Origin of the sequence: Methanovulcanius yangii (genome assembly GCF_018687785.1) — an archaeon.
Taxonomy (GTDB): Archaea; Halobacteriota; Methanomicrobia; order Methanomicrobiales; family Methanomicrobiaceae; genus Methanovulcanius; species Methanovulcanius yangii.
Genome location: NZ_LTBL01000001.1, coordinates 1,808,404 through 1,832,772, shown reverse-complemented (window position 1 = coordinate 1,832,772; position 24,369 = coordinate 1,808,404). Strand labels below are relative to the sequence as shown.

Annotated in this window: 21 protein-coding genes; 13 read left to right on the top strand and 8 right to left on the bottom strand. The window is 63.5% G+C overall.

The genetic code is table 11. From position 1 onward, the window contains the following. Positions 1-91: 91 nt before the first annotated feature. The gene (locus AZH53_RS09190) at positions 92-595 is read left to right on the top strand and encodes a VOC family protein (protein WP_319643221.1); all 504 of its coding nucleotides are present in this window, start codon (positions 92-94) and stop codon (positions 593-595) included. Positions 596-660: 65 nt separating this feature from the next. Here the strand turns inward: AZH53_RS09190 and ribC are convergent, their stop codons facing one another. Together ribC and AZH53_RS09180 are read right to left on the bottom strand one after the other, a co-directional pair. After that, a complete protein-coding gene (gene ribC / locus AZH53_RS09185; protein ID WP_319643220.1) occupies positions 661-1,119 on the bottom strand; it encodes a riboflavin synthase in 459 nt (152 codons plus the stop codon). After that, complete coding sequence (locus AZH53_RS09180) at positions 1,116-2,249, bottom strand: pyridoxal-phosphate-dependent aminotransferase family protein (protein WP_319643219.1); 1,134 nt, start codon at positions 2,247-2,249, stop codon at positions 1,116-1,118. The genes ribC and AZH53_RS09180 overlap by 4 nt, the downstream gene beginning before the upstream one ends. 124 nt (positions 2,250-2,373) lie before the next feature. Here AZH53_RS09180 and AZH53_RS09175 point away from each other — a divergent pair, with 124 nt between their 5' ends. From AZH53_RS09175 to AZH53_RS09165, 3 genes are all read left to right on the top strand, one after another. Then, on the top strand, positions 2,374-2,760 hold the full coding sequence (locus AZH53_RS09175; protein ID WP_319643218.1) for a 5-(carboxyamino)imidazole ribonucleotide mutase: 387 nt from the start codon (positions 2,374-2,376) through the stop codon (positions 2,758-2,760). A 196-nt stretch (positions 2,761-2,956) separates the two neighbouring features. Then, the gene (locus tag AZH53_RS09170) at positions 2,957-5,104 is read left to right on the top strand and encodes an ABC transporter substrate binding protein (RefSeq protein ID WP_319643217.1); all 2,148 of its coding nucleotides are present in this window, start codon (positions 2,957-2,959) and stop codon (positions 5,102-5,104) included. Positions 5,105-5,140: 36 nt separating this feature from the next. After that, the gene (locus tag AZH53_RS09165; protein ID WP_319643216.1) at positions 5,141-5,521 is read left to right on the top strand and encodes a response regulator; all 381 of its coding nucleotides are present in this window, start codon (positions 5,141-5,143) and stop codon (positions 5,519-5,521) included. Positions 5,522-5,561: 40 nt separating this feature from the next. On the opposite strand, the gene AZH53_RS09160 is transcribed toward AZH53_RS09165, so the two are convergent. The 6 genes from AZH53_RS09160 to thiC form a co-directional block, all read right to left on the bottom strand. Further along, a complete protein-coding gene (locus AZH53_RS09160; RefSeq protein WP_319643215.1) occupies positions 5,562-6,077 on the bottom strand; it encodes a GNAT family N-acetyltransferase in 516 nt (171 codons plus the stop codon). Between the two features lie 46 nt (positions 6,078-6,123). Continuing rightward, entirely contained in the window at positions 6,124-6,963 is an 840-nt protein-coding gene (locus tag AZH53_RS09155; RefSeq protein WP_319643214.1) for an MBL fold metallo-hydrolase, read from the bottom strand. 85 nt (positions 6,964-7,048) lie between these two features. Continuing rightward, positions 7,049-7,768: a DUF5683 domain-containing protein gene (locus AZH53_RS09150; RefSeq protein WP_319643213.1), complete on the bottom strand. Its 720-nt coding sequence runs from the start codon at positions 7,766-7,768 to the stop codon at positions 7,049-7,051. A 180-nt stretch (positions 7,769-7,948) separates the two neighbouring features. Next, positions 7,949-8,401 carry a DUF5683 domain-containing protein gene (locus AZH53_RS09145; RefSeq protein WP_319643212.1) on the bottom strand — a complete coding sequence of 151 codons (453 nt, stop codon included), beginning with the start codon at positions 8,399-8,401 and terminating at the stop codon, positions 7,949-7,951. A gap of 154 nt (positions 8,402-8,555) precedes the next feature. Further along, positions 8,556-9,992 (bottom strand): glutamate synthase-related protein, encoded by a 1,437-nt coding sequence (locus AZH53_RS09140; protein ID WP_319643211.1) that lies wholly within the window; start codon positions 9,990-9,992, stop codon positions 8,556-8,558. A gap of 141 nt (positions 9,993-10,133) precedes the next feature. After that, the gene (thiC, locus tag AZH53_RS09135) at positions 10,134-11,414 is read right to left on the bottom strand and encodes a phosphomethylpyrimidine synthase ThiC (RefSeq protein WP_319643210.1); all 1,281 of its coding nucleotides are present in this window, start codon (positions 11,412-11,414) and stop codon (positions 10,134-10,136) included. Positions 11,415-11,440: 26 nt separating this feature from the next. Between thiC and AZH53_RS09130 the strand changes: the two genes are divergently transcribed. The 9 genes from AZH53_RS09130 (at position 11,441) to AZH53_RS09090 (ending at position 24,287) form a co-directional block, all read left to right on the top strand. After that, a complete protein-coding gene (locus AZH53_RS09130) occupies positions 11,441-12,037 on the top strand; it encodes an MBL fold metallo-hydrolase (RefSeq protein ID WP_319643209.1) in 597 nt (198 codons plus the stop codon). A 6-nt stretch (positions 12,038-12,043) separates the two neighbouring features. Beyond that, positions 12,044-12,514, top strand: coding sequence for a GIY-YIG nuclease family protein (locus AZH53_RS09125; protein ID WP_319643208.1), 471 nt, complete (start codon positions 12,044-12,046; stop codon positions 12,512-12,514). A 26-nt stretch (positions 12,515-12,540) separates the two neighbouring features. Continuing rightward, positions 12,541-13,086 (top strand): flavodoxin family protein, encoded by a 546-nt coding sequence (locus AZH53_RS09120; protein ID WP_319643207.1) that lies wholly within the window; start codon positions 12,541-12,543, stop codon positions 13,084-13,086. A gap of 112 nt (positions 13,087-13,198) precedes the next feature. Beyond that, positions 13,199-16,297, top strand: coding sequence for a PD-(D/E)XK nuclease family protein (locus AZH53_RS09115; protein WP_319643206.1), 3,099 nt, complete (start codon positions 13,199-13,201; stop codon positions 16,295-16,297). Further along, positions 16,294-19,701: a UvrD-helicase domain-containing protein gene (locus AZH53_RS09110; protein WP_319643205.1), complete on the top strand. Its 3,408-nt coding sequence runs from the start codon at positions 16,294-16,296 to the stop codon at positions 19,699-19,701. The genes AZH53_RS09115 and AZH53_RS09110 overlap by 4 nt, the downstream gene beginning before the upstream one ends. A gap of 209 nt (positions 19,702-19,910) precedes the next feature. After that, positions 19,911-20,078, top strand: coding sequence for a hypothetical protein (locus tag AZH53_RS09105; RefSeq protein ID WP_319643204.1), 168 nt, complete (start codon positions 19,911-19,913; stop codon positions 20,076-20,078). A gap of 190 nt (positions 20,079-20,268) precedes the next feature. Continuing rightward, positions 20,269-21,033: a PP2C family protein-serine/threonine phosphatase gene (locus AZH53_RS09100; RefSeq protein ID WP_319643203.1), complete on the top strand. Its 765-nt coding sequence runs from the start codon at positions 20,269-20,271 to the stop codon at positions 21,031-21,033. A gap of 5 nt (positions 21,034-21,038) precedes the next feature. Next, positions 21,039-21,896, top strand: coding sequence for an FHA domain-containing protein (locus AZH53_RS09095; RefSeq protein ID WP_319643202.1), 858 nt, complete (start codon positions 21,039-21,041; stop codon positions 21,894-21,896). 15 nt (positions 21,897-21,911) lie between these two features. Beyond that, positions 21,912-24,287 (top strand): protein kinase domain-containing protein, encoded by a 2,376-nt coding sequence (locus tag AZH53_RS09090; protein ID WP_319643201.1) that lies wholly within the window; start codon positions 21,912-21,914, stop codon positions 24,285-24,287. Positions 24,288-24,369 lie beyond the last annotated feature (82 nt).

Sequence of the window (24,369 nt, the reverse complement as noted above, 5' to 3'; positions counted from 1 at the left end):
CCTTGTTTTTGGCAGTTGGTAGTGATAAATCAACCGTCATCTTCCCCACCCACCTCAGTACTTTATCACCCCTCCGCCGCATTCACCCTTCATGACACTGAATGACCCACCAGAGAGGCCCGTCTTCGGCGGCTTCGTCCTCTTCGTGACCGACATCGCCCGCTCGCGGGCGGTGTACGAAGGGTGCTTCGGGCAGATTCCGGCGCTCGAGACGGAGCGGATGGTCTCCTATAAAAGCGGTCTTGCCGTCTGGGAGGCGGAGTACGCCCGCACCGTCCTCTACGGCGACCCCATGTCCGGAATGGGGACCGCGACCCGCCACGGGGCGGAGGTCTGGTTCGAATGCGACGACCTTGCGCCCTGCCTCCATGCGGTGACCTGTGAGGGGCTCACCTTCCTCCATCCCGTCCGGGAGGAGCCGTGGGGCCAGATGACCTTCCGCTGCTTCGACCCCGACGGCCATCTCATCGAGGTCGGGGAGACCGTGGCGGGCTTCATCGGGCGGATGCACAGGGAAGGAATGAGTGTCGCGGCGATTGCGGAGAAGACCGGCGTGGCAGAACCGGTGATAGAAGAGGTGCTGGGCGGGAAGTAGACTCCCCGCCTCCTGCGTTTGGTATTGGACAACTTTTGTATATCCGAATCGTCTTATTGCCGGAGTTATCGCGCCGGCCCCGCGTCCTCGAAGCCCTGCCGCTGGCCGGTGCCGGCCTCTTTTATGAGGGCATCGGGGTAGAGGATGAGGCGGACGGCGTTGACGGCGTGCTCGCGGGAGCGCTGCTCGGCGAGCCATGCCAGTTCCTTGTCGTCCTTCGCCTCGTCCTCGTGGACGAAGACCTCGATGATGTGGGTGTTCGTCATCAGCTGGCACTGGATGAGGCCCTGCGAGGCCTCGTGGGCGCAGAGGCGGTCCTTCTCCTTTCCGCCCGGCATCCCGAGCGCCATGACGATATCGCAGCCCTCCTCCTCGATGAGCTTCTTGCAGGCCACGGGGAGGTCCTTGATGCCCGGCACGGTCACCCGCTGTATTGCGACCGCCGCGTGCCGCTTGAGCTCGTCCACGGCGGCGGCGCCCATATTGTAGCGGGCGAACGTGGTGTCGACGACGCCGACCTTCATTCGAAGAGCACCTCGCAGGCGGCCGATACCCCGTCACCCTTGGGGGTATAGCCGGCCGCGGAAAGTGCGCCCTGGATCATCGCAAGCGTCCCCAGAAGTTCGGGTGCGTTCGTTGCGCCCATCGTCCCTATCCGGAAGATCCTGCCCTTCAGGTGGTCCTGCCCGCCGGAGAACTCGACACCCATGCTCTTCACCCTGCCGCGGACGTCGGCGTCGGTGATCCCTGCCGGGTACTTCACGGCGGTCGCAGTGTTCGAGTACGCATGCAGATCATCGAGCGTCGGGTACATCTCGAGGCCCCACTCGGCGACGGCGGCGCGGCAGGCGGCCGCAAGCATCCGGTGCCGGGTGATCCGGGCCTCCATACCCTCCTCGAGGACGATTTTGCAGGCCTCATGGAGTGCAAGGAAGATCGGGACCGCAGGGGTGTACGGCGTCATCGACTTGTCCGCGTTCTTCTTGTATGCAGGGAGGTCGAGGTAGAAGGGCGGGTTTTCGCACTGCATCTCCCATGCCTTTGCGGAGACCGATATCCCGGCAATGCCCGCCGGTGCGGCGAGGCACTTCTGGGAGCCCATCACGGCGACGTCGACGCCCCACCTGTCGGGGAGGACGATATCCGCGCCGATGGAGGTGATCCCGTCCATGATGAAGAGCGCCCCGTGCTTCTTGGCCATCTTTCCGACTTCTTCTGCCGGATTCATGATCCCCGCCGAGGTCTCGTTGTGGACCATCGTCACCACTTCGGCACCCTCCTCGAGCGCCTCTTCAAGGGCGGCAAGGGGCAGGGGCATGCCGTAGTCCTCCGCTGCAAGAAGCGTCGCCTTATCGGTGTACCGCAGCGCAATCCGGTAGAGGCGGTCGCCGAACTTGCCGTTTGCAAGCGAGACGACGGAGCGCTTCTGGCAGAAGTTGCTGATCGCTGCCTCCATCCCCGCCGTCCCGGAGCCGGAGATCAGGAGGACGTCGTTCTCCGTGCAGAAGATCTCCTTCAGCATCACGGAGAGGCCGTCCATGATCTCGCCGAATTCGGCGCCGCGGTGGTTGATTGCCTGCCGTGCCATGGCAAGGCGTACGCGTTCGGGCATCGGGACCGGGCCCGGCATCATGAGAAGTGATTCGTTTTCCATATTGGCATCAGTGCCTTAGGGGTTGACCACGAAGGGCAAAATGGTTATCCCTCCTCCACACCCGGCCGGTCCCCGCCGCCCCATAAACAAGCATAATACCAGACCACGGTGATACTATTATACCATGGCTGATGTTGCAGTGATAGCGGGCTCGGCATCCGACGAGGCGGTCATCCGGAAGGCGACCGCAGTCCTCGACGGTGCGGGCATCTCCTACGACGAACAGATCCTCTCCGCCCACCGGGACCCCGAAGAACTGGCGGCGTATGTGAAATCCTGCGGTGCACGCGTCTTCATCTGTATCGCGGGCCTCTCGGCGGCTCTCCCCGGGGTCGTCGCCTCCATGACGGACAAACCGGTCATCGGGGTCCCGGTCTCCGGCACGCTGGGCGGACTCGATGCCCTCCTCTCGATCGTGCAGATGCCCCGGGGCGTCCCCGTCGCCTGCGTGGGGATCGACAACGGCTCCAACGCGGCCCACCTCGCCATCCGCATCCTCTCCCTCTCGTGAGGTCACCCGACCAGACGGTGCGGGATTGGTGGCGTGTTCCCATCACTTCCGGGTCCGGTCTTCCGCAGACAGGGCCAAACCACCCCGTTTTTCTCCATTCACTTCTTCCCGGCAAATCCCCGCGATATGCTTCCGGAATTCGTAGATTTCCCACAAATAGTAATCCTTTATCTTCTCAATCTTCCATCCTTTCTGTGTGAACAGACAGGCAGGAGTGCCGCTCTTCCTCATCGCGGCCATCCTCTGCATGCTTGTGCCGGGAACCATGGCAGCGGCGCCGGCGATTTCTATCGGTGAGAACCGGATACTGTACATCAGTTCATACGCCCCCGGCTACTCATGGAATGACGATCTGACGGCAGGCATTGCCGATCGTATCGGTGAAGAGGGGGACAGAATCCAGCTCTCCGTCGAGCATATGGACACGAAGACGGCAAATGACGAACTCCATTATGCCAATCTCCGCGCCCTCTATGCCCATAAATACGCCGACCATCAACCGGACGTGATCATCGTCTCCGACGACAACGCCCTGCGGTTCATCCTCCTCCATGGAGACGAACTCTTCCCTGCCGTTCCGGTCGTCTTCACCGGCATCAATGATCTAAACCTCATCAGCATGGACGCGATGCCGGGCTATACCGGCACTGTCGAACGACTTCCGGTCAAAGAGACCGTCGATGCCGCCCTTGCGATAGACCCCTCCGTCACCGCCATCTACAGCATCACCGACACGACGACGACCGGGATAGCCATCCGCAGGCAGATCGAATCCGCCCTTGCCGCATACAACGGCACCGTCACCGTCCGCTACCCGTACCCGACGGTCGACACCGCAGCCGAGCTGATCGCCGAGGTGAGGGCCCTTCCTGAGGGTACCATCATCCTCATCACCACCTATTCGCTCGTCAACGAGGGCATGATCCAGTACCACGTCGACCTGATTGTCCCGACGCTTGCGGACGAAAGCCCGGTCCCGATCTACTCCACCGCCTCGATCTTCAACGGCATGGGCATCGTCGGAGGTGTCCAGAACAACCCCTATGTCCTCGGGTGGGATGCCTCGGATACGGCAGTTCGCATCCTGAACGGGACTTCCCCCGAGGCCATTCCGATCAACCTGAACCCTCCCGCCGACCCGGTCTTCGACTATGCGGCCCTGCAGCGCTTCGGGCTGGAGGAGGAGAGCCTCCCTCCCGGCAGCACGATTCTGAACCTACCCTCCACCGAGGTGACCTTCAACAGGACCACGGTCATAGGCATTGGCGCTGCGGGCGGCATCCTCTTCATCCTCGTCCTCATCCTCTCCGTCTCCCACCGGCGGATTCGTGCGGTCAAAAACCTCCTCCAGAAGAGCGAGGAGAAATACCGCTCCGTCGTCGAGGCCCAGACCGAGCTGATCGCGCGGTTCCTGCCGGATTTGACGATCGTCTTTGCAAACAAAGCCTATCTCCAATATTACGGCCTCAATCGGGAGGCACTCTCCAAAAAGACATTATGTCTCCGCGTCCACCCCGACGATGAGAAACGTGTGAAGGACCACCTCGCCTCTCTCACCCCCGCACACCCCGTCGACACCATCGAGGAACGGGTACTGATGCAGGGCGGCGAGGTCCGCTGGCAGCGGTGGAACGACCGTGCCATCTTCGATGAGGCCGGCAGGGTCGCGGAGTACCAGTCCGTCGGCATCGACATCACCGACCGCAAGGCCGCTGAGGAGGAACTCAGGCGCTCCCTTGCGGAGAAGACCGTCCTCCTGCAGGAGGTGCACCACCGGGTCAAAAACAACCTCGCCGTCATCAGTTCGATGCTTGAGATGCAGGCAATGGGACTCTCGGGAAACGAGGCTGCAGTGCTTCGTGAGGCCGAGGGACGAATCCTCTCCATGGCGGCGGTGCATGAGTCCCTCTACCAGTCCCGAACCCTTGAGGAGATCGATGCACAGGAGCACTTTGCGGCCCTCGCTGACCGGATCGTCCGCTCGTTCCCCCATGCCGATACGGTCGGCATCCGGGTCGAGGCCCATGGGTGCCGCCTCCCCATTGCGATCGCGATGCCCTGCAGCCTCATAGTAAACGAGCTCATCACAAACGCCATGAAGTACGCCTTTGTGGGGAGGGATCGCGGAACCATCACCATTATCCTCTCCTGTGATGATACGGAAGTATATCTGCAGTTCACCGATGACGGTGTCGGTATGCCGGCGGGAGACCCATTCACCATGGCGGACTCCCTCGGCCTTCGGATGGTGAAGAACTTCGTGGAGTACCAGCTCCGCGGACGGATCGTCCTCGGGCCGCCTCCCGGCACACAATGGGAGATCAGGTTCCCCGCTGCCCACTGACCCGTCATGATCTCCAAAGGAAGGAGTACGATGACCATGCACAACGAAGCGCAATCCGGCAGACGGATCGGGATCGTCGAGGACGAGGCGATGATAGCGATGCTCATGAGTGAGATCCTCAGCCGCGAGGGGTTCGACGTCGTCTACCAGGTCGCGACACCCGATGAGGCGGTCGACAATACCCGGAGCAGGAACCCGGACATCATCCTGATGGATGTCAATCTCGGGCAGGAAAAGGACGGCATCGACGCGGCGATGGATATCAGGGAGTTCTCCGATGTGCCCATCATCTTCATCACCGCCTACTCGGACGAGAGTACGCTCCGGCGGGCCGACTCCGTCCACCCGGAGGCATTTCTGACAAAACCCATCCGCCGGGCTGAGCTTCTGGAAACGATTCAGAAAGGAATTGCCTGAGACGTTCGTCCGGCACCAAAAAGAGTCATTTTTTCAACGATCAGCTGATCGCGTACATCAGCGAGTGGCGTCCGTTGATGGAGAGCTCCTCTTCGAGTTCCATCCCGACACGCTCGGCGATGGCGACCGAGGGTGCATTATCTGAGGCGGTATAGGCGATCACCCGCCGGGCCCCGTATTCATCAAGCAAAAACGAAATGAGCCGTTCGGACGCCTCGGTCGCGTACCCTTTCCCCCGGCCGGCGGGCAGGAGGGCATAATAGATCTGCACATCCCCGTAGTCTCCGACCGTCTCGTACCCGCACGACCCGACGACCGTACCGGTCGCCGCCTCCTCGATCGCAAAGGCACAGACCGGGTGCCGGGTGGCATATGAGTTGAGAATGACCTGGAAGAAGGAGCAGATCTCCTTTTCAGTCTGGTTCTCTGTGACCCCCGTCTGGCGGACGACCTCCTCGTCCGTCAGAAGGAGGGTGACATTCCCGAGATCCTCCTGCCGGTAGGGACGAATACGCAGCCGTTTCGTCTCCAGCGCTCCGGGAATGCCCTTCTGCATGACCCAATATATTTTCAATAGTCGTATATAGCCCCATCCAAACCGGTCAGCGGTATTTCAGGACGGTCCCCACTCCGGTCTCCTTGAGGGGCGTCTCCCGCGAGAGCGCATGAAGGGCGGCAAATCCGGTGCAGTGGCAGGCATGCAGCTCCTTGAGATTCTCATTTTTGAGGAAGCGGACGGTCTCGCCTATCCGCTGAGCATCGGCACGCATCAGGTGCAGCCCTCCCACGATGTCAATGACCCGGCGGTCCCCCGTCACCTCCTTTGCATACTGTATCATATTGCATATCCCCGAATGGGAACACCCGGTCAGGATCACAAGCCCCTCCTCCGTCCGGCACGCGATGGCCGAATCGTCGATGAGGGAGTCGGGGACCGGGCCGTCCTCGCCCTCGATGATCGCATAGGGTGTCCACTCCTCGAAGGAGAGGGTACGGGGCACCTCCCCCAGAAAAACGATATCATCCGTGATCCAGAAGGGATCGCGGGTCGTCCGGACCGTTGCGGTGGTCCGGCAGACATCCGGGTGAATGAGGGGCCCGACATCTCCGGACTTCTTCGTCCGTCGGCGGCGCCACGCCCATGGGTGCGAGAGAATTGTCAGTTTGGACAGGGGCTCCCCCGCCGTCTGCCGTTCCGACCGTGCAGCCAGAAACGGCCCGAGGCCCCACGTGTGATCATTGTGGCCGTGCGAGAGCACGATATACTCTGCTTCCATCGGGTCGATGTGCATCTTGCGGGCATTGTGCAGGAAGATATCGGAATACCCGGTGTCAAAGAGCACCGGCGTCTCACCGTCATCGAGCCATGCACAGAATCCGGGCTCACCGAGCAGGTAATGATCGGTTATTGTTGTATTGTCCACCAGAATCGAGATCTCCATTCCATCACCTTCTCTCCATGATATGACCCGGCACCACAAGAAAATCCCGGTCGGGACAATAATGTAAAAAAATGAGAAATTATTGTTACTGGCCCATGAGAAGACCTGTCAGGAACTGCCACGACTCCCCTGCAAACCAGAGGTAGCCTGCCACCGCCAGGATGATCAGGAGGAAATAGACCACATAACCACCCTGTACCGGCGTCCTCCATGGAATTTCGTTCCGGTTCATCCGGTAGGAGGTCCGGTAGGCATCGTACATCGCATACGCGATGATCACGAGACCCGGGATGATGTAATACATCAGCCCCACACAGGCTGCGACCAGAAAGAGGACCGCCTTAGCCATATTGCCGTTGTAGATGTGGCCAAGGCCGGGGAGAATCGAGAGCGCCGCCGCCTTGACGGGGCTCTTGTATCCCTGCTCCTCGCAGCTCATCACATTCTCGGCGGAGGGGCCCCGGTCCGCGGCCTCTTCGGCAAGATCGTCTGCCATCTCCGGCGGAACCGACGCAGGTACCGGTGGAGGCGCCGGTTCTTCCGCCGTCTCCGGGTACCCAAGATCCCCGGCCGCCATCGGCCCCTCGGGGTCCGGGCCGCGGTCGGCTGCCTCCTCGGCAAGATCGTCCGCCATCACCGTGGTGGGCATCTCCGCCTGTTCATCGTACCCCAGGTCCGCCTCATCCATCCCCTTCTCGGATTCGGGTCCCCGGTCGGCCGCCTCTTCGGCGAGCTCCTCCCTCATCTCTTCCGTCATCTCCTCCGGTTCATCCCCGCCTTTTCGCTGTGATCCATCCTCAGGCATATCATCACCATGCCGTAATACCCCGCACCGGTATATAATCATTTGCCGAAAAAAGAGCCATAACGGGGATTTTTGGAACGCAGGAGGAGAAAAAAAGGAGAAATTCCCGGTCGGGGAGGCATTCCCGCCGGAAACGGCAAAGACCGCAGGACCCGGGAGACCGGAAACCACCTGCCTCTGTCAGGCAGGGGAGAAGAGGGAGAGCATCTGCGCCACCGAGGCGGCTGCAAGGACGGCAAGCACCCAGAGGACGGCATAGAGGACCGCCTGGACCGCGACCATCTCCTGAAACTCCGTCTCTCCCGTGTTCATCCTCGTCGCGGTCTTCCATGCGTCCCAGATCCCGATCACATGGATCAGGAGACCCGGGATCACGTAGAGAACCGCCCCAAAGACCACCCCGAGCAGGAAGAGGACGCCCTTCTTGTACTGCCCGTTATAGACCTGCCCGAATCCAGGGAAGACGAGCGAGAGGAGGGCCGCCGCCTTCACGTTCTTCTGCGGCGGCGGCAGGGGGGTGCCGTCTTCTCCCGCCGCACACGCGGCGCAGGGTGCCCCCTCGAAGGGCAGCGGTTCTCCGCACGTCCGGCACCGGGCCGGTCCGAGTAGTGGTCCTTTCGCATCCCCGTTCATATCTACTGCTTGTTCTGGAAGGAGAAATTGAATACTTTGTGATCCGGCCCCAGGAGGCATTTCCCCCTGCTGCGGGCCGTTTGTTCCCATACCCGGCAGACATCTGCTCCACTGTGATTGGGGGAAAGGAATGGGGATGCCGGAAATACGACACCTATACATGCCGGATGCGGGTGTGGGACGATATCTCCGAATGGGTCGTCCTGAGGTCGTCCACCCCGAGATCATGGATATCGGCATGGCCGCAGAGGCGACAGAACGTCTCCAGTTCTTCGGCGGTTGCATGGAAGAAATTCTCGACTCCGTGGGCGGCCGTTTCTATCACCAGCCGTTCCCTGAGAGCCGGATCCTGCGTGGTGACGCCGGTCGGACATTTGCCGGAATGGCAAATCCGGTACTGGTCGCACCCCGCGGCGATCATCGCCGCCGTCCCGAGGGCCACCGCATCGGCGCCGAGGGCGAGAGCCTTTGCGATGTCCGATGAGATTCTGAATCCCCCGGTCATCACAAGGGAGACCCCCTCCACCCCGTGTTCGTCAAGGAAGCGACGGGCCCGGTCGACGGCGTAGACCGATGGAACGGACGTCGCATCCTTGATGGACTTCGGTGATGCGGCCGTTCCTCCCGGACGCCCGTCGATGGTGATGAAGTCGGGTTCCCCGGCAATCGCCACCTCGAGGTCTCCCTCGATGTCGCCTGCGGCAAACTTGACCCCCACCGGCCGTCCGCCGCTGCGGTCCCGCAGGTCGCCGATGATTGCCGCAAGATCCTCTGCGGTGCGGATATCTGCAAACCGGGCAGGGCTGTGGATGTCATGCCCGACGGGAAACCCGCGTATCCGGGCAATTTCCGGCGTGACCTTGCTGCCGGGAAGCATCCCGCCCATCCCGGGTTTAGCCGACTGGGAGAACTTCATCTCGATGGCATCCGAGGTGCGCAGGTACTCGTCGGTCACGCTGTACCGGTTCGGCACATACTCGAAGATATAGCGGTACGCATGCTCCTTCTCCTCGTCGAGCACTCCCCCTTCGCCCGACCCGATGGCGGTCCCAGCGGCGGCCGATCCCTTTGCAAGCGCCACCTTCGCCTCGCGGGAGAGGGCCCCGAAGGACATGTGGGTGACAAAGAAGGGGAGCTGCAGCTCCATCGGCTGCTGTGCCTTCGGGCCGATGACGGTCTGCATGGAGACCGGTTCTTCGGGGTTGAGCGGCAGACGGGCAAGACCTGCGGCGATGATGAGGATCTCCTCCCACGAGACCCGGAGGTTTCCGCTTCGCATCGGTTCGATGATCGGCCGGCCCGTCGCCGCCATCGTCTTGATCTCAACGAAATGCGGCTCGATGAAGAGGGGTTCGCGGCAGAGGCGGGCCGCCGGATCCTCCTCGACAAATTCCCGCGCCTCCTCCTGCAGCCGATCGTTCGTCACGCCGGGTTGCTTTAAAAGATGGGTCCGGTCGGAGCGGCACACCGGGCAGTGCCAGTCGTCATCCAGCCCGTCCGGAGAGGTCCCCGGCGGGATGTTCCCCTCAATGGACCCCTCTTCCGAATCATACTCGAACACATTGCAGACATTACACCTGTACATCGCCATAATTCCCACCACCCGCGGCGATCCCGCCGGGTACTGATGGCCGGATATTTTAGCCGATCCAAGTTAAACCTTCGTGCAGCGCCCCGGCTCCCGCCAAAGGAAGAGAATTTGCAAAAATTGCGGACTATCTACAAAAAAAGGCTATTTTTTTGGTTTTTTCAGGACGTCGCGAACCAGTTTGACCGCACAGAGGTCCCCGCACATCGAGCAGGTGTCAACCTCGCCGTCGCGTTCGTGGATCCGCCGGGCATGCTCAGGGAAGAGGGCATGGGAGAACTGGCCGTCCCAGTCGAGGCGGCGGCGGGCGTCGGCCATCTGCCGTTCGCCCTCGCTGAGCCACGCCTCTCCCCGCCGGGTGGTGTCCCCGATGTGCGCCGCGATCCTTGCCACGCGGGTCCCCTCGACGATGTCATCCACATCGGGGAGGGCGAGGTGCTCCGCCGGGGAGACCATGCAGAGGAAGTCTGCTCCTGCCATTGCGGCGATCGTCCCGCCGATGGCGCCGGAGACATGGTCGTAGCCCGGGACGATATCGGTCACGAGCGGCCCCAGAAGATAGAGCGGGGCGAAATCGCTCAGCTCTTTTATCATCTTTACATTGTACGTGATCTGGTCGACCGGCATGTGCCCCGGCCCCTCGATCATCCGCTGGACACCCTCCTCCTGGGCGCGGGCTGCAAGACGCCCGAGGTTCAGGTATTCCACCGTCTTCGCCTGGCGCTGGGCATCGATGACCGCACCGGGGCGCATACCGTCCCCAAGCGAGATACAGACATCCTCCTCCACAAGGATCTCAAGGAGGTAGTCAAACTCCGCATAGAGCGGGTTTTCTTCGCCGGTCTCTGCCATATTGACGGTATGAAACGCCCCTCCGCGGGAGACGACCCCCATTATCCGGGGGTCCTCACGCAGGGAGGCGAGGGTGTCGAGGTTGACCCCGCAGTGCAGGGTCAAAAAGTCCACTCCCTGCCGGCAGTGATCACGGATGGTCGTAAAGAGAAGGTCGGCGTCCACATCAACGGCACTTCCCGCCCGCCGGACGGCGTCGTATATGGGGACGGTACCGACCGGAACATCGAATGCAAGGATGGAGTCACGCATCGCCGCAAGGTCTCCTCCGGTCGAGAGGTCCATGAGGGCGTCCGCACCGTTCTCCACCGCGGCGCGGGCCTTCTCGACCTCCATTGCCGGATCACAGCGGATCCCGGAGGTGCCGACGTTGACATTCACCTTGACCCGGCACCCCTCTCCGATGGCGGAGAGACGGTGCTCCCGCCGCGGATTTGCCGGGACGACAATCCGACCCCGCGCAATCTGTTTGGCCATTTTTCGGGGATCCATGCCCTCGACATGCGCCAGCTGTTCAATCTCCGGCGGCACGGTCGTAAGGCACTCCCGTATCAGGGTCTGCATAACTGACATTTGGTGGTAAAACCTTATTATCCTGCATGCAGGTCAGATGGATTCCGGGGGAGGGATACTGGGCAAATGCCTACCTCCGTGGAAACGTGCTCGTCGATGCGGGGGTCACGCCGATGCAGGTGGCACCCCACCGCGATGAGATCGAGTGGATTGTCCTGACGCACTGCCACTATGATCACATCGCCCACGCCCATGAGATTGCCCACATGTGCAATGCAGGGATCTGCATGCACGAAGCGGATGTGGCCGGTCTTTCTGCCGATGAACGGACGCTTGCGATGATGTTCGGCGAACGGGCTCCGGTGCTCGGCATCGCCCGGCCCCTCAGGGACGGGGATACGGTCGAAGGGCTCAGGGTCATCCATACCCCCGGCCATACCCCCGGCGGAATATGCCTCTGGGACGAGGAGGAGAAGAACCTCTTCTCGGGAGACACCGTCTTTTCGGACGGCGGGGTGGGCAGGACAGACTTCCCCGGCGGAAGTCTCCCCGACCTGAAGGCATCCCTTGAGCGGCTCGCCGCCCTCGACGTCAAAGGCCTCTACCCCGGCCATGGCATGGCGGTGGAGACGAACGGGGCGGTTCACATCAAGGCGGCCCTCCGGATGCTCGGGTACTACTGAACGGCAATGGCAGCGCCGGGCATCTACTGTCTGATCCTCGAAAATCCGGCATGCACCGTCCGGGTCGGCGCGCTGGGGGCTCTGGCCTTTCCCGCCGGGAGGCACGTTTACATCGGGTCGGCCCTCGGCCCGGGGGGACTTCTCCGCGTCTGCCGCCATCTCCGCCTTGCAGCGGAACCGGACCGGCCCCCGCGGTGGCATATCGACTACCTCCTCACCGACCCGCGGTTTTCGCCGGAGGCGGTGGTCTGGGTCGAAACACGGGAGCGGCTCGAGTGCACCGTTGCCCGGACGCTGGGAGGCCCCGGCATCCGGGGGTTCGGGTGCAGCGACTGCCGGTGCCCGACCCATCTCTTCTCCCGGCAGGAAGACCCGGTACAGGAGGTCTGCCGGGCCATCACCGCCGCCGGATGCAGACCGCATCTCTGGCGGCCGGGGGACCGCGGGCCCGATTTTTTGGTACGTGCAAAAGAATGATATATTCAGATTCCGATTCTGGACATATGAAAGTCCTCGGTATCTCAGGGAGTATGCGCCGGAAAGGAAATACCGCCATTCTCGTGCAGAAGGTGCTCGAAGAGGTCGTGAAGGGTAACGATTCCATCGAGACCGAATTCATCTCCCTCGCCGACTACGAAATCGGGCCATGTATCGGCTGTGATAAGTGCAAAGAAGAGAAAGAGTGCGTCATTGCGACGGACGGATGGAACCGGATCGCCGAGGCGATGCTGGACTGCGATGTCCTCGTCGTCGGCACCCCCGTCTACTATTATGATGTCTGCGGCCAGCTGAAGAACTGCATCGACCGCACCTACAGCATGTATCATGACCGCAAACTGGCCGGCAAATATGTGGTGACCATCGCCGTGCACGGCACGAAGGGGGCGGACCGTGCCCTTGAGACCCTCGAAGGGTTCGCGAACACGCATGAATTCTCCTATCTCGGCGAGATCGAAGGACAGGCCGCCGAGGCAGGTGAGATCCTCAACGACGCAAAGGCACTCAAAGAGGCGCAGAAGGTCGCAAAACGGATTGCAGAACTCGGATAACCCCGCCATGGGGCAGGAGGCGCGGGGGGTCTCCGCCTTTCTTCTCTTCCCCCGCCTCTCAGAAGCGTCAACCTAATAGGAGAGAGGGGACGAGGTACTGGTACTGGAGTCTATGGCCCGTACCACCGTTTATACCATTCTTCCCGGCCAGGGGCGGCCGTTCTGCCTCGCGCAGTTCCGGAACGCCGCCGCAGCCGATCCCTTCCGCACCGCACTCATCCTGCCGACCAAGCGACTCGCAGGGGAACTGCGGGACGAACTGAGGAAGGCAGGGTCGCCGTTCCTGCCGGATCTCGTCGGGACTCCCGAGGAGGTGGCACGGGCCATCCTGCACCGCTATCGCCCCGCGGTCCGGGTGATCGAGAGAGACGAGGCGCGAACAATCTTCCTTGCGGTTCTGAAGGGCCGGCCGGCGGCATCGCCGCTCGTTCCGCCGGACCGCCAGCCCGGCATCCGGCAGGCGGACGACCTGTCTGTCCTGCGAAAGGTCATCGAGGCCCGGTCAGTAGACTATCCGGCCTGCCTCGGTGAGTTGCAGGGGCATCGTAGTGCCGAGGTGGGGGCGGTGCTGGAGGCCTACAGGGAGTTCCTCGCCGATCATACCCTCGCGGATGCCGATTCGGTCCTCGGCTGCGCCGCCGCGGCCGTCCGGGAGGCAGAGGAGCCGTGGCATGTGATCTCCTACGGCCTCTACGAGCCGCCCGCGTCGCTCCGGGATTTTCTGACGGCCTTTGCCAGAGGGAAGGGGATCTTCACGGCCTTCGTCCCTTACGCGCACAACCCCGCGGTCTTCGCCGACGGCTGGGAATGGCTCGAAGCGGATGAATACCATACCATAGCCGCCGGGGAGACGGGGTGGCTGCCGCTCTTCGGCGGCGGGGAGGTCACCGGCGTCTGCCAGGTCCGGACGGCCCGGCCTGCCACGCGGGAGGCGGAGGTCGGGGCGATCGCAGGCGTAGTCTCCCGCCTGCTGGCCGACGGCACCCCTCCCGGAGCGATCACCGTGGCATTTCCCGATGTGCGTGCTGCGGCCCCTCTCCTCGAGGATGCCTTTGCCGATGCGGGAATTCCCTATGCCTCTGCCACCCGCCCGTCCCTTGCGACCATCCCCGTGGTCCAGGCGATCCTGCTCGCAGCGGGCATACCGGCCGGGAGATACCGCCGCGAGGATGTTGCGGCGTTCTTTGCCTCCCCGTACTTCGTCTTCGGGGCCGGCAGAGCCCCGACCGGCGGCGACGTGGAACGGCTGGCCCGCGAGGCCGGGATCACCGAAGGGTTCCATTCGTGGGAACGGGGCCTCGAACGGCTCGCCGGACGGCGTGCGGCCGAGGCGGAGGAGGGTGATGAACAGGCACGGGCGCTGGCCGCATCCGTTGCCGCACAGGCGAGGGCCATCATGGACGTCCTCTCGCGCCTCAAGACGCTGGAAGGGGTGCGCCCGGTCGCCGCCCACGTCCGGGCCCTGCAGGAGGTCTTTGCCGCATGGGACGCCCCCCACCTCCCCCCAGCACCCGACGACGCCGTACGGGCAGGCGAGGAGGACGCGCTTCTTCTCCTGAAGAGTATCCTGGAGCGCCTGGAGGCCGGGCCCTCCTCGGACCAGCGGATCTCCCAGGGTGAGTTTCTCGGCCTCTGGACCGCAATGGTCCGTGAGATGCGTCTCTCCCCGGTGAACGACCGGGACCGGGTGCAGGTGACCGGTATCCGTGAACTGGCCCACATGAATACCTCCTACCTCTTCCTTGCGGACCTCACCGACGGCCGGATGCCCGACATCCCTCCTCTTCTGCCCTATACGACCGAACGCGAGGAGGGGAGGATGGGAACCCAGACCCGGAGAGAGAAACTCAGGGAGGAGCGCTACGCCTTTCTTGCCGCCCTCTGCGCCGCAGAGTCCACCATTTATCTCAGCGCCGCAGAGCGGGAGGGGGGCACCCCTCTCGTAGAGTCCCCGTTCCTGCGGGCGGCCGCAGAGGCTGCAGGTGCCATAGCCTGGGACCCCGATACGGAGAATGCCTGGTCCGCACGGGCCCGTGCAGAGGCAGCAGGCAGGGAGATTGCCGCAGGATATCCGCCCGCGGACGGATGGCTGCCGGAGGGGGCGGTGGCCGACGATATCCTCTCCCGCATCAGGGCCGAGGCCACCTGCCGGATAGGGCCCTACACCACCCCATGGGACGGGATCCTTGCCGGGGAAGAGGAGATCACGGCAGAGCTTGCCGGCCGCTTCGGCCCTGAGCGGGCATGGTCGCCGACCTCCCTCGAAATGTACGTCGGCTGCCCGTTCCGGTTCTACTGTACCCATGTCCTCGGCCTTGCCGCCATGCCGGATGCGGAACGGACGATCTCCGCCGCCGACCGGGGCTCCCTGGTGCACGAGATCCTGAGGGGGTTCTACGAGGAATGGCGGGCGGCGGGCCACTCCGGCAGGCCTGCCCCTGCCGACCATGAGGACGCGAAGCGGCTGATCCGGGAGATCGCCCGTGTGCAGACGGAGCGGTACTTCTGGGAAGGGCCGGTCTGGGAAGTGGTAAAAGAGCAGCTGCTCGGAACCACGGACGGGGGGGGCCTCTTCGGCGAGTTTCTCGCTGAGGAGGAGCAGGCATCCGACAGCGGCCTTGCACCATCGCTCTTCGAAGTGTCCTTCGGCATCCCTGAACGGAGCCCCTCCCTGTCGGACGCCCCCATCCCGCTCGCGGTGCCGGGTGGTGGGGAGACCCTGCGGGTCCGGGGCACCATCGACCGTGTGGACGCGTCCGCTGACGGGGAGTGCATGATCACCGACTACAAGACCGGCACCGCCCCCACGCAGACGGATATCCGGGAGGGGCGGGCACTCCAGCTTCCCCTCTACCTCCGGGCGCTCGAGACCGCAACCGGGATGGAGGGCATCGCCTGCAGCTATTACACCATCAAACGCGGAAATACGAAGAACACCATCATCAGCCACGACCCCGCACGTGCCCCGGTCCTGGGGAGCCTCTCCCCGACGCGGATGCCGCCGGACGCCGACTTTGCCGGAATGATCGACGGTGCGGTGACGGCCGCAGTCCGTGCGGCAGGCGGCATCCGTGCGGGCCGGTTTCCACCCTCGGACGGCAGCCGGAAGTGCCCGACATACTGCGACTATTCATCCATATGCAGGTTCTCGCGTCTCAGGACGCTGAACAGCGGAGAGACCGCGGACGATACCGGAGGGGACGACGAATGAGCGGGCCGCTGGGGAGACAGAAGGAGGCGGTGGAGAGGGCAGGCAGCCTCTGCGTCACCGCCGGGGCCGGGACGGGAAAGACCTTCGTCCTCGTCAACCGGTATCTCGGGATGATTGCGCCCGACGGGGAAAACGGGAGTGCGGGCAGAGACGGCATCGGAAATGGCGGCGTGGGGGGAATTCTCGCCCTCACCTACACGGAAAAGGCCGCCGCCGAGATGAAGGCCAGGATACGCGCCGCCGTCGCCGACAAGGCGGGGGAGGAATGGGAACAGGTGGCAGAGGATCTTCTCTTCGCCCATATCTCCACCATTCACGCCTTCTGTTCCGGCATCCTGCGCGAGTTCGCCCTCGAAGCCGGGGTCGAACCGGGCTTCGTCCCCCTCGAGGAGCACGAACTGGAACGGATCCTCGCGCAGAGCGTCACCGACCTCTTCCATACCGATCCGCCGGAGGGCGTCCGGGGGCCGCTCATGTCCCTCCTGCGGGCGATGGGGGACCGGCCCCTCGAAGCCGCACTCCGGGAGCTCTACGGAAGGCGTCACCTCGCAGAACCATTCTTCGACCGGCTCAGCCGTGACCGTGACGGCGTCATACGGACATGGATGGCTGAGCTTGTGACCGAACAGGAACGGATACGCGATATGGCATGTGCCGCAGGGGCGGCGGAGGCAGCGGCGGTGCTCGCCGACCTGGCCGACCGGTATGCCGGGGAGAGCGATGCTGCGGCGAAGTACCTGAAGGAGGTCGCCCCAATCCTCCGTGACATCTGTACGGACGCCCCGCCGACGGCATTCTGTGCGGCCATGGCAGAATTCGCCGGTGTGAAGGGACGGGCGAACATGGGTTCGAAAAAGACGCTTGGCGAGGACAAAGAGCGTCTCGGAACCGCCTTTACCTCCCTCAGGGCGGTCGCACAGGCGGTACCGACCGACCTCTGCATGGTCACCATCGGACAGGAGGAACCGGCAACGCTGGCGGCCTGCGACGCCCTTGGCGACCTTGCCACGGTGTACCACCGGTTCTCCGCCCTCATCGAGGCAGCCAAACGAGCGAGCGGCGCCATCGACTTCACCGACATGATCGTCCTGACGGCGCGGTTCCTGGAACGGCACCCGGAGATCTCCCGCGACCACCTCCGGGGCCGGTACCGCTACATCATGGTCGACGAATATCAGGACACCGACCCCCTGCAGGCCTCCATCATCCGCACCATCCTCGGCGCTGAGGGGGCCGCAGGCTCCCTCTTCGTCGTGGGCGACCCCAAACAGTCGATCTATCTCTTCCGCAACGCCGATGTGACCCAGTTCCGGCGGACGATGGAGGAGATCGAAGGGGCCGGGGGGGCCACCGTCGCCCTCGACATCAACTTCCGCAGCACTCCTGCGGTGGTCGGCATCGTCAATGCCGTCTTCTCGCGCCTCTTCGCCTCCGACCGGCTCCCATGGGAATTCCGCTATGACCCGATCACCCCCTCCGAGGGGCGGGAGGAACACCATGGCTCGGTCGACCTCCTCCTCACACCGCCGGCGAAGGGACCGGCGGCCTTCCGCGATGAGGCGACGATGGTCGCCCGTTCCCTCCAGGAGATCGTCACCCGGCAGACGAAGCCCGTCTACCGGAAGAGAAAGGAGCTGGATGGGTACGACCCGGCGACCGGCGACGGAGACGAGCGGGTCCCTGCCCCTCCCCGATGGCAGGACTGTGCGGTCCTCATCGAGTCACGGACCAATCTCGAATACCTCGAGGATGCCTTCGGGCGCTACGGCATCCCCTTCCACGTCCACCGCGGCACGGGATTCTACCGGCGACAGGAGGTCCGCGACTTCGGGTCGCTCCTCACCTTCCTCGCCCGCCCCGACGACGACCTCGCCCTCTACGGGGTCCTGCGGTCCCCGTGGTTCGGGTTTTCGGATGCCGCCCTCTACCGGGCCGCCGGCGGGAACGGCCGGGGTCTTTTTGGACGCCTGCGCAGATCCGGCGAGGGGAAGGCCGTCTTTGCAGCCGCGCTCCTAAACCGGTGGCTCGCCTATGCCCGCAGGGAGCCGCTGAACCGCCTGATCTCCCGCATCACCGATGAATCGGGAATTCGTGCGGTTTATGCCGCACTGGACGGCGGCGACCAGATGGCGGCGAACCTCGGCAAGATTGCCGCCATGATCCGCGAGCGGGGGCAGGCGGCCATCTACACCCTCGATGACTGCGCCCGCGACTTCGCAGATGCGATCGCGTCAGGCCGGGACGAGGAGGAGGCTCCCGTCGAGGGATCGGTGCGCGACGCGGTCACGGTGATGACGGTGCATGCCTCCAAGGGCCTCCAGTTTCCCATCGTGGTGCTCCCGTGGATGGCCCGCTCCCGCACCGCCCCGCCCCCCGGCGTCCTTGTCGACGAGGAGTGCGGCATCGGAATGAAGGTTCCGGACGGGGACGGCATCCTTTCGGATACGCCGGTCCGCCTCCTCATCGATCACCGCCTCGGCCAGAAGGTGAAGGCTGAGAGAAAACGGCTCTTCTATGTGGCGATGACACGTGCAGAAGACCACCTGATCCTCTCCGGGATGCGGCCGGCAGCGGACGCCGTCCCGGCGGTGGAGACAGGCACCTCCCGGATGGACTGGTTCTGTGCGGCCCTCGGCATGGGGGAGGACGCGATTGCCGCGGGAGAGATTGGATACACCGATGCCTGCGGAACACCATCCCGTGTACGGGTGATCACCGATCCTGCGGCGATCACCGCACAGGAACGGCGGACGGTGCCGACGATGCCGGAACCGGGATCGCTGGGCACCTCCGCCCGCAGGGATGCATTTGCCCGTCCTCCATGGAGTGACGCCCCCCCGGCAGGGGCCCGCAGGCCAGTCACCGTCAGCCGTCTCGAGAAGGGAGATACCAGTGCCAAACCTGTTCCCCGGCTCTTTTCTGCCCCGGACGCCGGGATGCCGGCATCCGCAGGCATCATCCTCCACGAGGTGATGGCAGGGGTGCCCGCCGAAACCGCCCTTTTCCGGGCCGGGCAGACGGGAAGCCCGGAGCATATCCGCAGACTGGAGGCGGCACGGGAGGCATTTTTCTCCCTCCCGCTCGTCCGTGACGCCACCGCCCACAGGTGCGAGGTGCCCTTCTCAGTGGATATTGAAGGCCGGCACTGCACGGGACGTATCGACCGGCTCATCCGGACAGCGGATGGGAGATGGGCGGTGATCGACTACAAGTCCGGGTCGTGGCACGAGGGGACGGATGCGGCCTACAGCTGCCAGATGGCGATGTACCGGGAGGCCGCCATCCTTCTCACCGGCGATACGGAGCCGGACTGTTATCTCTGGTTTGCCGGCAACGGGCGGCTCGTGAAGGTGAACCCCGGCAAGGAAGAGCTCTACGCGGCAATCCACAGGTATACCGACTGAGGGACGAACCCTCCCGACCCGTTTTTTCACCGAAGAACACCGGACAATGAAAGGCATCCCACGACTTCCCGCGGGAATGTGGATGGAACCCCTTTTGCATATCATGCATTGATCTAAGTATATAAATACACAAAAAATTAGTATATATTTATTTGCTGTGCAGACAAAAAATATAAATACAAACACGCGACCCTATACATTGGGGGCTTATGAGCACAGACGTAGCCGATGTTTTTACCCGGCGCATCAGATACATGGCCACGATATCCGAGGATGACCTGTCATCGCTCGAAACGATATTCGCCGAGCAGTGCGCCCATGTCTTCTCGGACAGGGCATTCATGCAGAAACTGAATGCCGTCTTTCCGGAAGAATGAACATTTTTTCGTCCCCGCAGGGACATCGCTTTTTCCCGGAGAGCCTGCATTGCCGTTATCATGCCGCCGAAAGAGAAGAGGCGGAACAGACAGGGAAGTCACCCGCCGTCATGCCTGTATGCAACCGGTGCCATTTCCCACATTTATTACCGGTGAAGACCAATCTCCTCCTTAACTACGAGTCGGACAGATGAGAGAGAATACAACAACCGGCAGACGATTTGACTGCAGCGCCATCTCCATTGCCGGGGTCAGGCCCGTCAACGAGGATGCCTGGTGCGCCGCCCCGGCAGGCGACGGGCTGGTCTGCGCCGTTGCCGACGGTATCGGCGGCCACGCGGCAGGGGACGTGGCATCCGCGCTTGCCATTCGCATTCTCGGTGAGACGGTCCGTGACGCGGATCTTTCCAGCGGAGCGGAGACGGCAGGGGATGTACTCCGGCGGGGCCATGCCCTCGCCCATGAGGCGGTTCTGGAACAGGCCACCGGCCGGCGTGCAGGGATGGGGACGACCCTTGTCTCCGCCTGGTTTTGCGGCCGGGAGGTCACCCTCTGCAATACGGGAGACTCCCGATGCACCCTGATACGAAACGGGGCGGTCTGTCCGCTCACCCGCGATCACTCCTTTGTGCAACGGCTGGTGGACCGTGGGGTGATCTCCCGGGAGGAGGCCGCTTCCCACCCGATGGGAAATATCATCACCCATTCGCTGGGGGCGGACTTTGTGGCCGACTGCCGGACGCACGTCATCCATCCCGGCGACACCCTCGTTCTCTCATCGGATGGTCTGCACGACTACGTCTCCCGTGACGCGATGACCGCGGCGGGGGCGGCGATGAACGCGGCAGAGGCGGCACGGCTCCTCATGGAAGAGGCTGCCCGGACCTCGACCGACAACATCACGCTCATCGTCGTCCGGGTGCGAAACGACGGTTCCTCAGAGCAAACGGAGTGATGGAGATGACAGACAGGGAAGATTACAGCAACGCAGAGACCGTGGTGATGACCGAAGATCCCGAGTACTACGAAGATCTCTCCGAGTACCTCAACGTCCTTTCCAACCCGGTGCGCCTGCGCATCCTCAAGATTGTCGAGCACGCCCCGATGGAGGCCCGCGAGATCGCCGCCGCCATCGGCACCTCCTATGTGAACACCAAAAAGCACCTCGAGAAGATGCTCAACGCCGGGATCATCACGAAGGAGGCGGGATTCGGGCGGGCCACCTCGCGGGGCTCCCTGCCGGTCTGGAAGTACACCACCCGGCCGGGCGGCATCGAGGAGATCATCCGCAATCTCGGGTTCTTCTCCAACCTTGACGTCCATATCGAGGGGAGCGAACTTGCGGACAAGGTGGAGGAGGCGCGCAGGATGGTCTCCCGCGAATATGCAGGCGAGACGCCGGTCCTCTTCGTCCTCGGCGGCCCGGCGGACGGGAAGACCTTTCCCCTCGAGGAGGCGGCAACCCGTATCGGGCGCGAGGAGAAACGGCTGGGATCCCTGCCGGCGGAGAACGGTGCGGCACCCGTCCGGTACGCTCCGCCGGGAGCCCTCACCGGCGATGCCGCCATCGTCGTCTCCCGTGAATTCGACCTTGTTACGCGTATATCCCGCCCCCACGCCGCGATCACCTCCCATGACGGCGCGTGGTACATCATCGACAAAGGGAGCACCGGCGGCACCGCGGTCAACGACACCCCCTGCGAGCAGGGGAAGGAGGTACGGCTCATGGCAGGCGACATCATCGACCTCGCCCGCGGCCCCCGCGGGGTCCGGTTCCTCTTCACCGTTGCCGAGGAGGACGACGACGCCGACGATTAGAGAGAAGACGTGCCTATGAACGACCGAAGGACCGATGGTCCGTACAGGAGAACACACATCACGGGAGAAATCCGCCCCGGATGGCTCCTCATTGCCGCCCTTTTGATCGTCGCAGGAGTGTGCTGCTGTATTGCAGGCGCTGCATCCCTGCAGGTCGGTGAGGATGGCTACGCCACCATCTCCGCCGCACTCGCGGATGCCGCGCCGGGAGACACAATCACGGTGGCAAGCGGCACCTATGAGGAATCCCTCACCACCGACGTCCCGGTGACGATTCTAGGCACGGATACCGGGGGAGGGCTCCCCGTGATCGTCGCAACGGAAGGCGAGGCTGCCATCGTCCTTAAGGCGGGGGGGACGACCGTCGACGGGCTGGTCATCACCGGAACCGTCCCCTGCGGGATCTTCGTGCATTCGGACAGAAACATCATCACCGGCACGACGATCGCGACCGCCTCTCCCGGCACCAGCGTCGGCATCTGCATCTATGACGCCGACCTGACCCGGGTGACGGGAAACCTCATCGAGGGGCAGCGTATCGGCATCCAGATCAGCGAGTCCGACGGAACAACGGTCTATTACAACGAATTTGCCACCATATTGGGCGCGGTCTCTTCATCCCCGGGAACGACGTGGACATCGCCTGCGATCACCTACCAGTATGAAGGCTCCACGTTCGAGGGGCAGGTGGGCAACAGCTGGAGCGGGTATGCAGGAACCGACACCGACGGCGACGGTATCGGGGATGAGCCCTATATCGTCCCGTCACCTTCCAAGGACCAGTTCAGGGCATGGGAGGACGAAGGGGGAGAATACCCGTTCAACCGGCGGCCCCTCGACCTTCTGGATGAGCTCACCGGCGCTGTCACAGTCGAGGATGACGCTCCCCTCATCGCAGGTATTGATGCATATACCGTCACCTCTGCTTCCGGGATCCCCGTGGATATGCAGGGACCGGGACAGCGGCCCGGCGTCAATGGAACGAACGGCGGCCCCCCCTTCACTTTTCCGGGCGAACCGGAAAGCCTGCTCTGGAATGTCGCCGCCTTTCTCGTATCCCTCGCAATTGCCGGGGGACTTACGGTTGCCGACCGGCGTACCCGCACCCGGAGCGTCCTTGACCGCAGGGGTTCTGCCACGCTCATCCTGACGGCGGGGTACACCATTCTTGCCGTCCTCTGCAGTTCCGCAATATTTGTGACCGGATTCCAGGCCCTCATAGTCCTTGGTGTGGTGCCCGGCGCAAATCCTCTCATCGCAGGACTGGCCTTCCTCTCGATGGTTGCGATCTTCCTTGCGGCATCCACGGCGACGGAGCGGACGCCCCGGTATCTCCTCGCCGCATTTCTCATCGCAGCGGGCATCATGGCGGTGGCCTCGGCGGCACTGCTCCTTGCCGGCAGGGCCGGCGCCGGGCCGGGCGTCCCTCTCAGCCTGGGACTTGCCATCGCCGCCCTCGCCCTCGGCCTCTACCACCGCTCCCGCATCGTGGCACCCGGCGCCCCGGAAGACACGGACGAGCGCACCCGCATTGCCCATGAAGGTGATCCCTTCGACGAAACGCGGATCATGGACACGCAGCTGCGTGACGTGTACTTCCCTGCAAGCCTTGCGGACCGGTACCGCGACGTGACGTTCATCGGCAAGGGAGGGCTCGCCCGGGTCTTCCGGGCGGTCCGCAGGTCCGACGGGGCTGTCGTTGCCGTCAAGGTTCCCATCAGCTTCGATGAGACGACCGGGCGGATATTTTTAAAGGAGATGAAACTCTGGGAGGGGCTCGTCCACCCGAACATCGTCCGCCTCTGCTCGGTCAATATCCTGCCCGTCCCCTATGTGGAGATGGAGTATGTGTCCCGCTCCCTTGCCGGAGTCACCCTGCCGCTCCCCCCCGGTGAGGCGGCGGCGATCGTCACCGACATCGTTCGCGGCCTTGCCTATGCCCACGACCGCGGCATCATCCACCGCGACATCAAGCCGCATAACATCCTCCTCGCAGAGGACGGGTCGGCCCGGATCACCGACTGGGGGCTGGGGACCGTGATGGGCGACGGGCATGAGTCCTCCATCGTGGGCTTCTCGATCCAGTACGCGGCACCCGAGCAGATCGCCCCGCGGCGGTTCGGCGAGGCCGACACCCGGACGGACATCTACCAGACAGGCGTCGTCTTCTACGAACTCCTCACCGGCCGGCGCCCCTTCGGGGACGGCGGACTGGGGGAGATGACGGATGCCATTCTCGCCGAGACACCGGCACCTCCCTCGTCACTGGTCCCGGCGGCGGCCCCCTGGGACGATATCGTGATGCGCTGCCTCGCAAAGGAGAAGGAGGGGCGCTTCCCCTCGGCGGCGGCGCTCGAAGAGGCAATGCGCATGGTATCCGCGGCCCTGTGAAACCTCGCGGTTGCATCATACCACTCCCCCTATTTTCTGCATATATACCCGTTTGCGTGAGAGGGTTCCCTGCATCTTTACA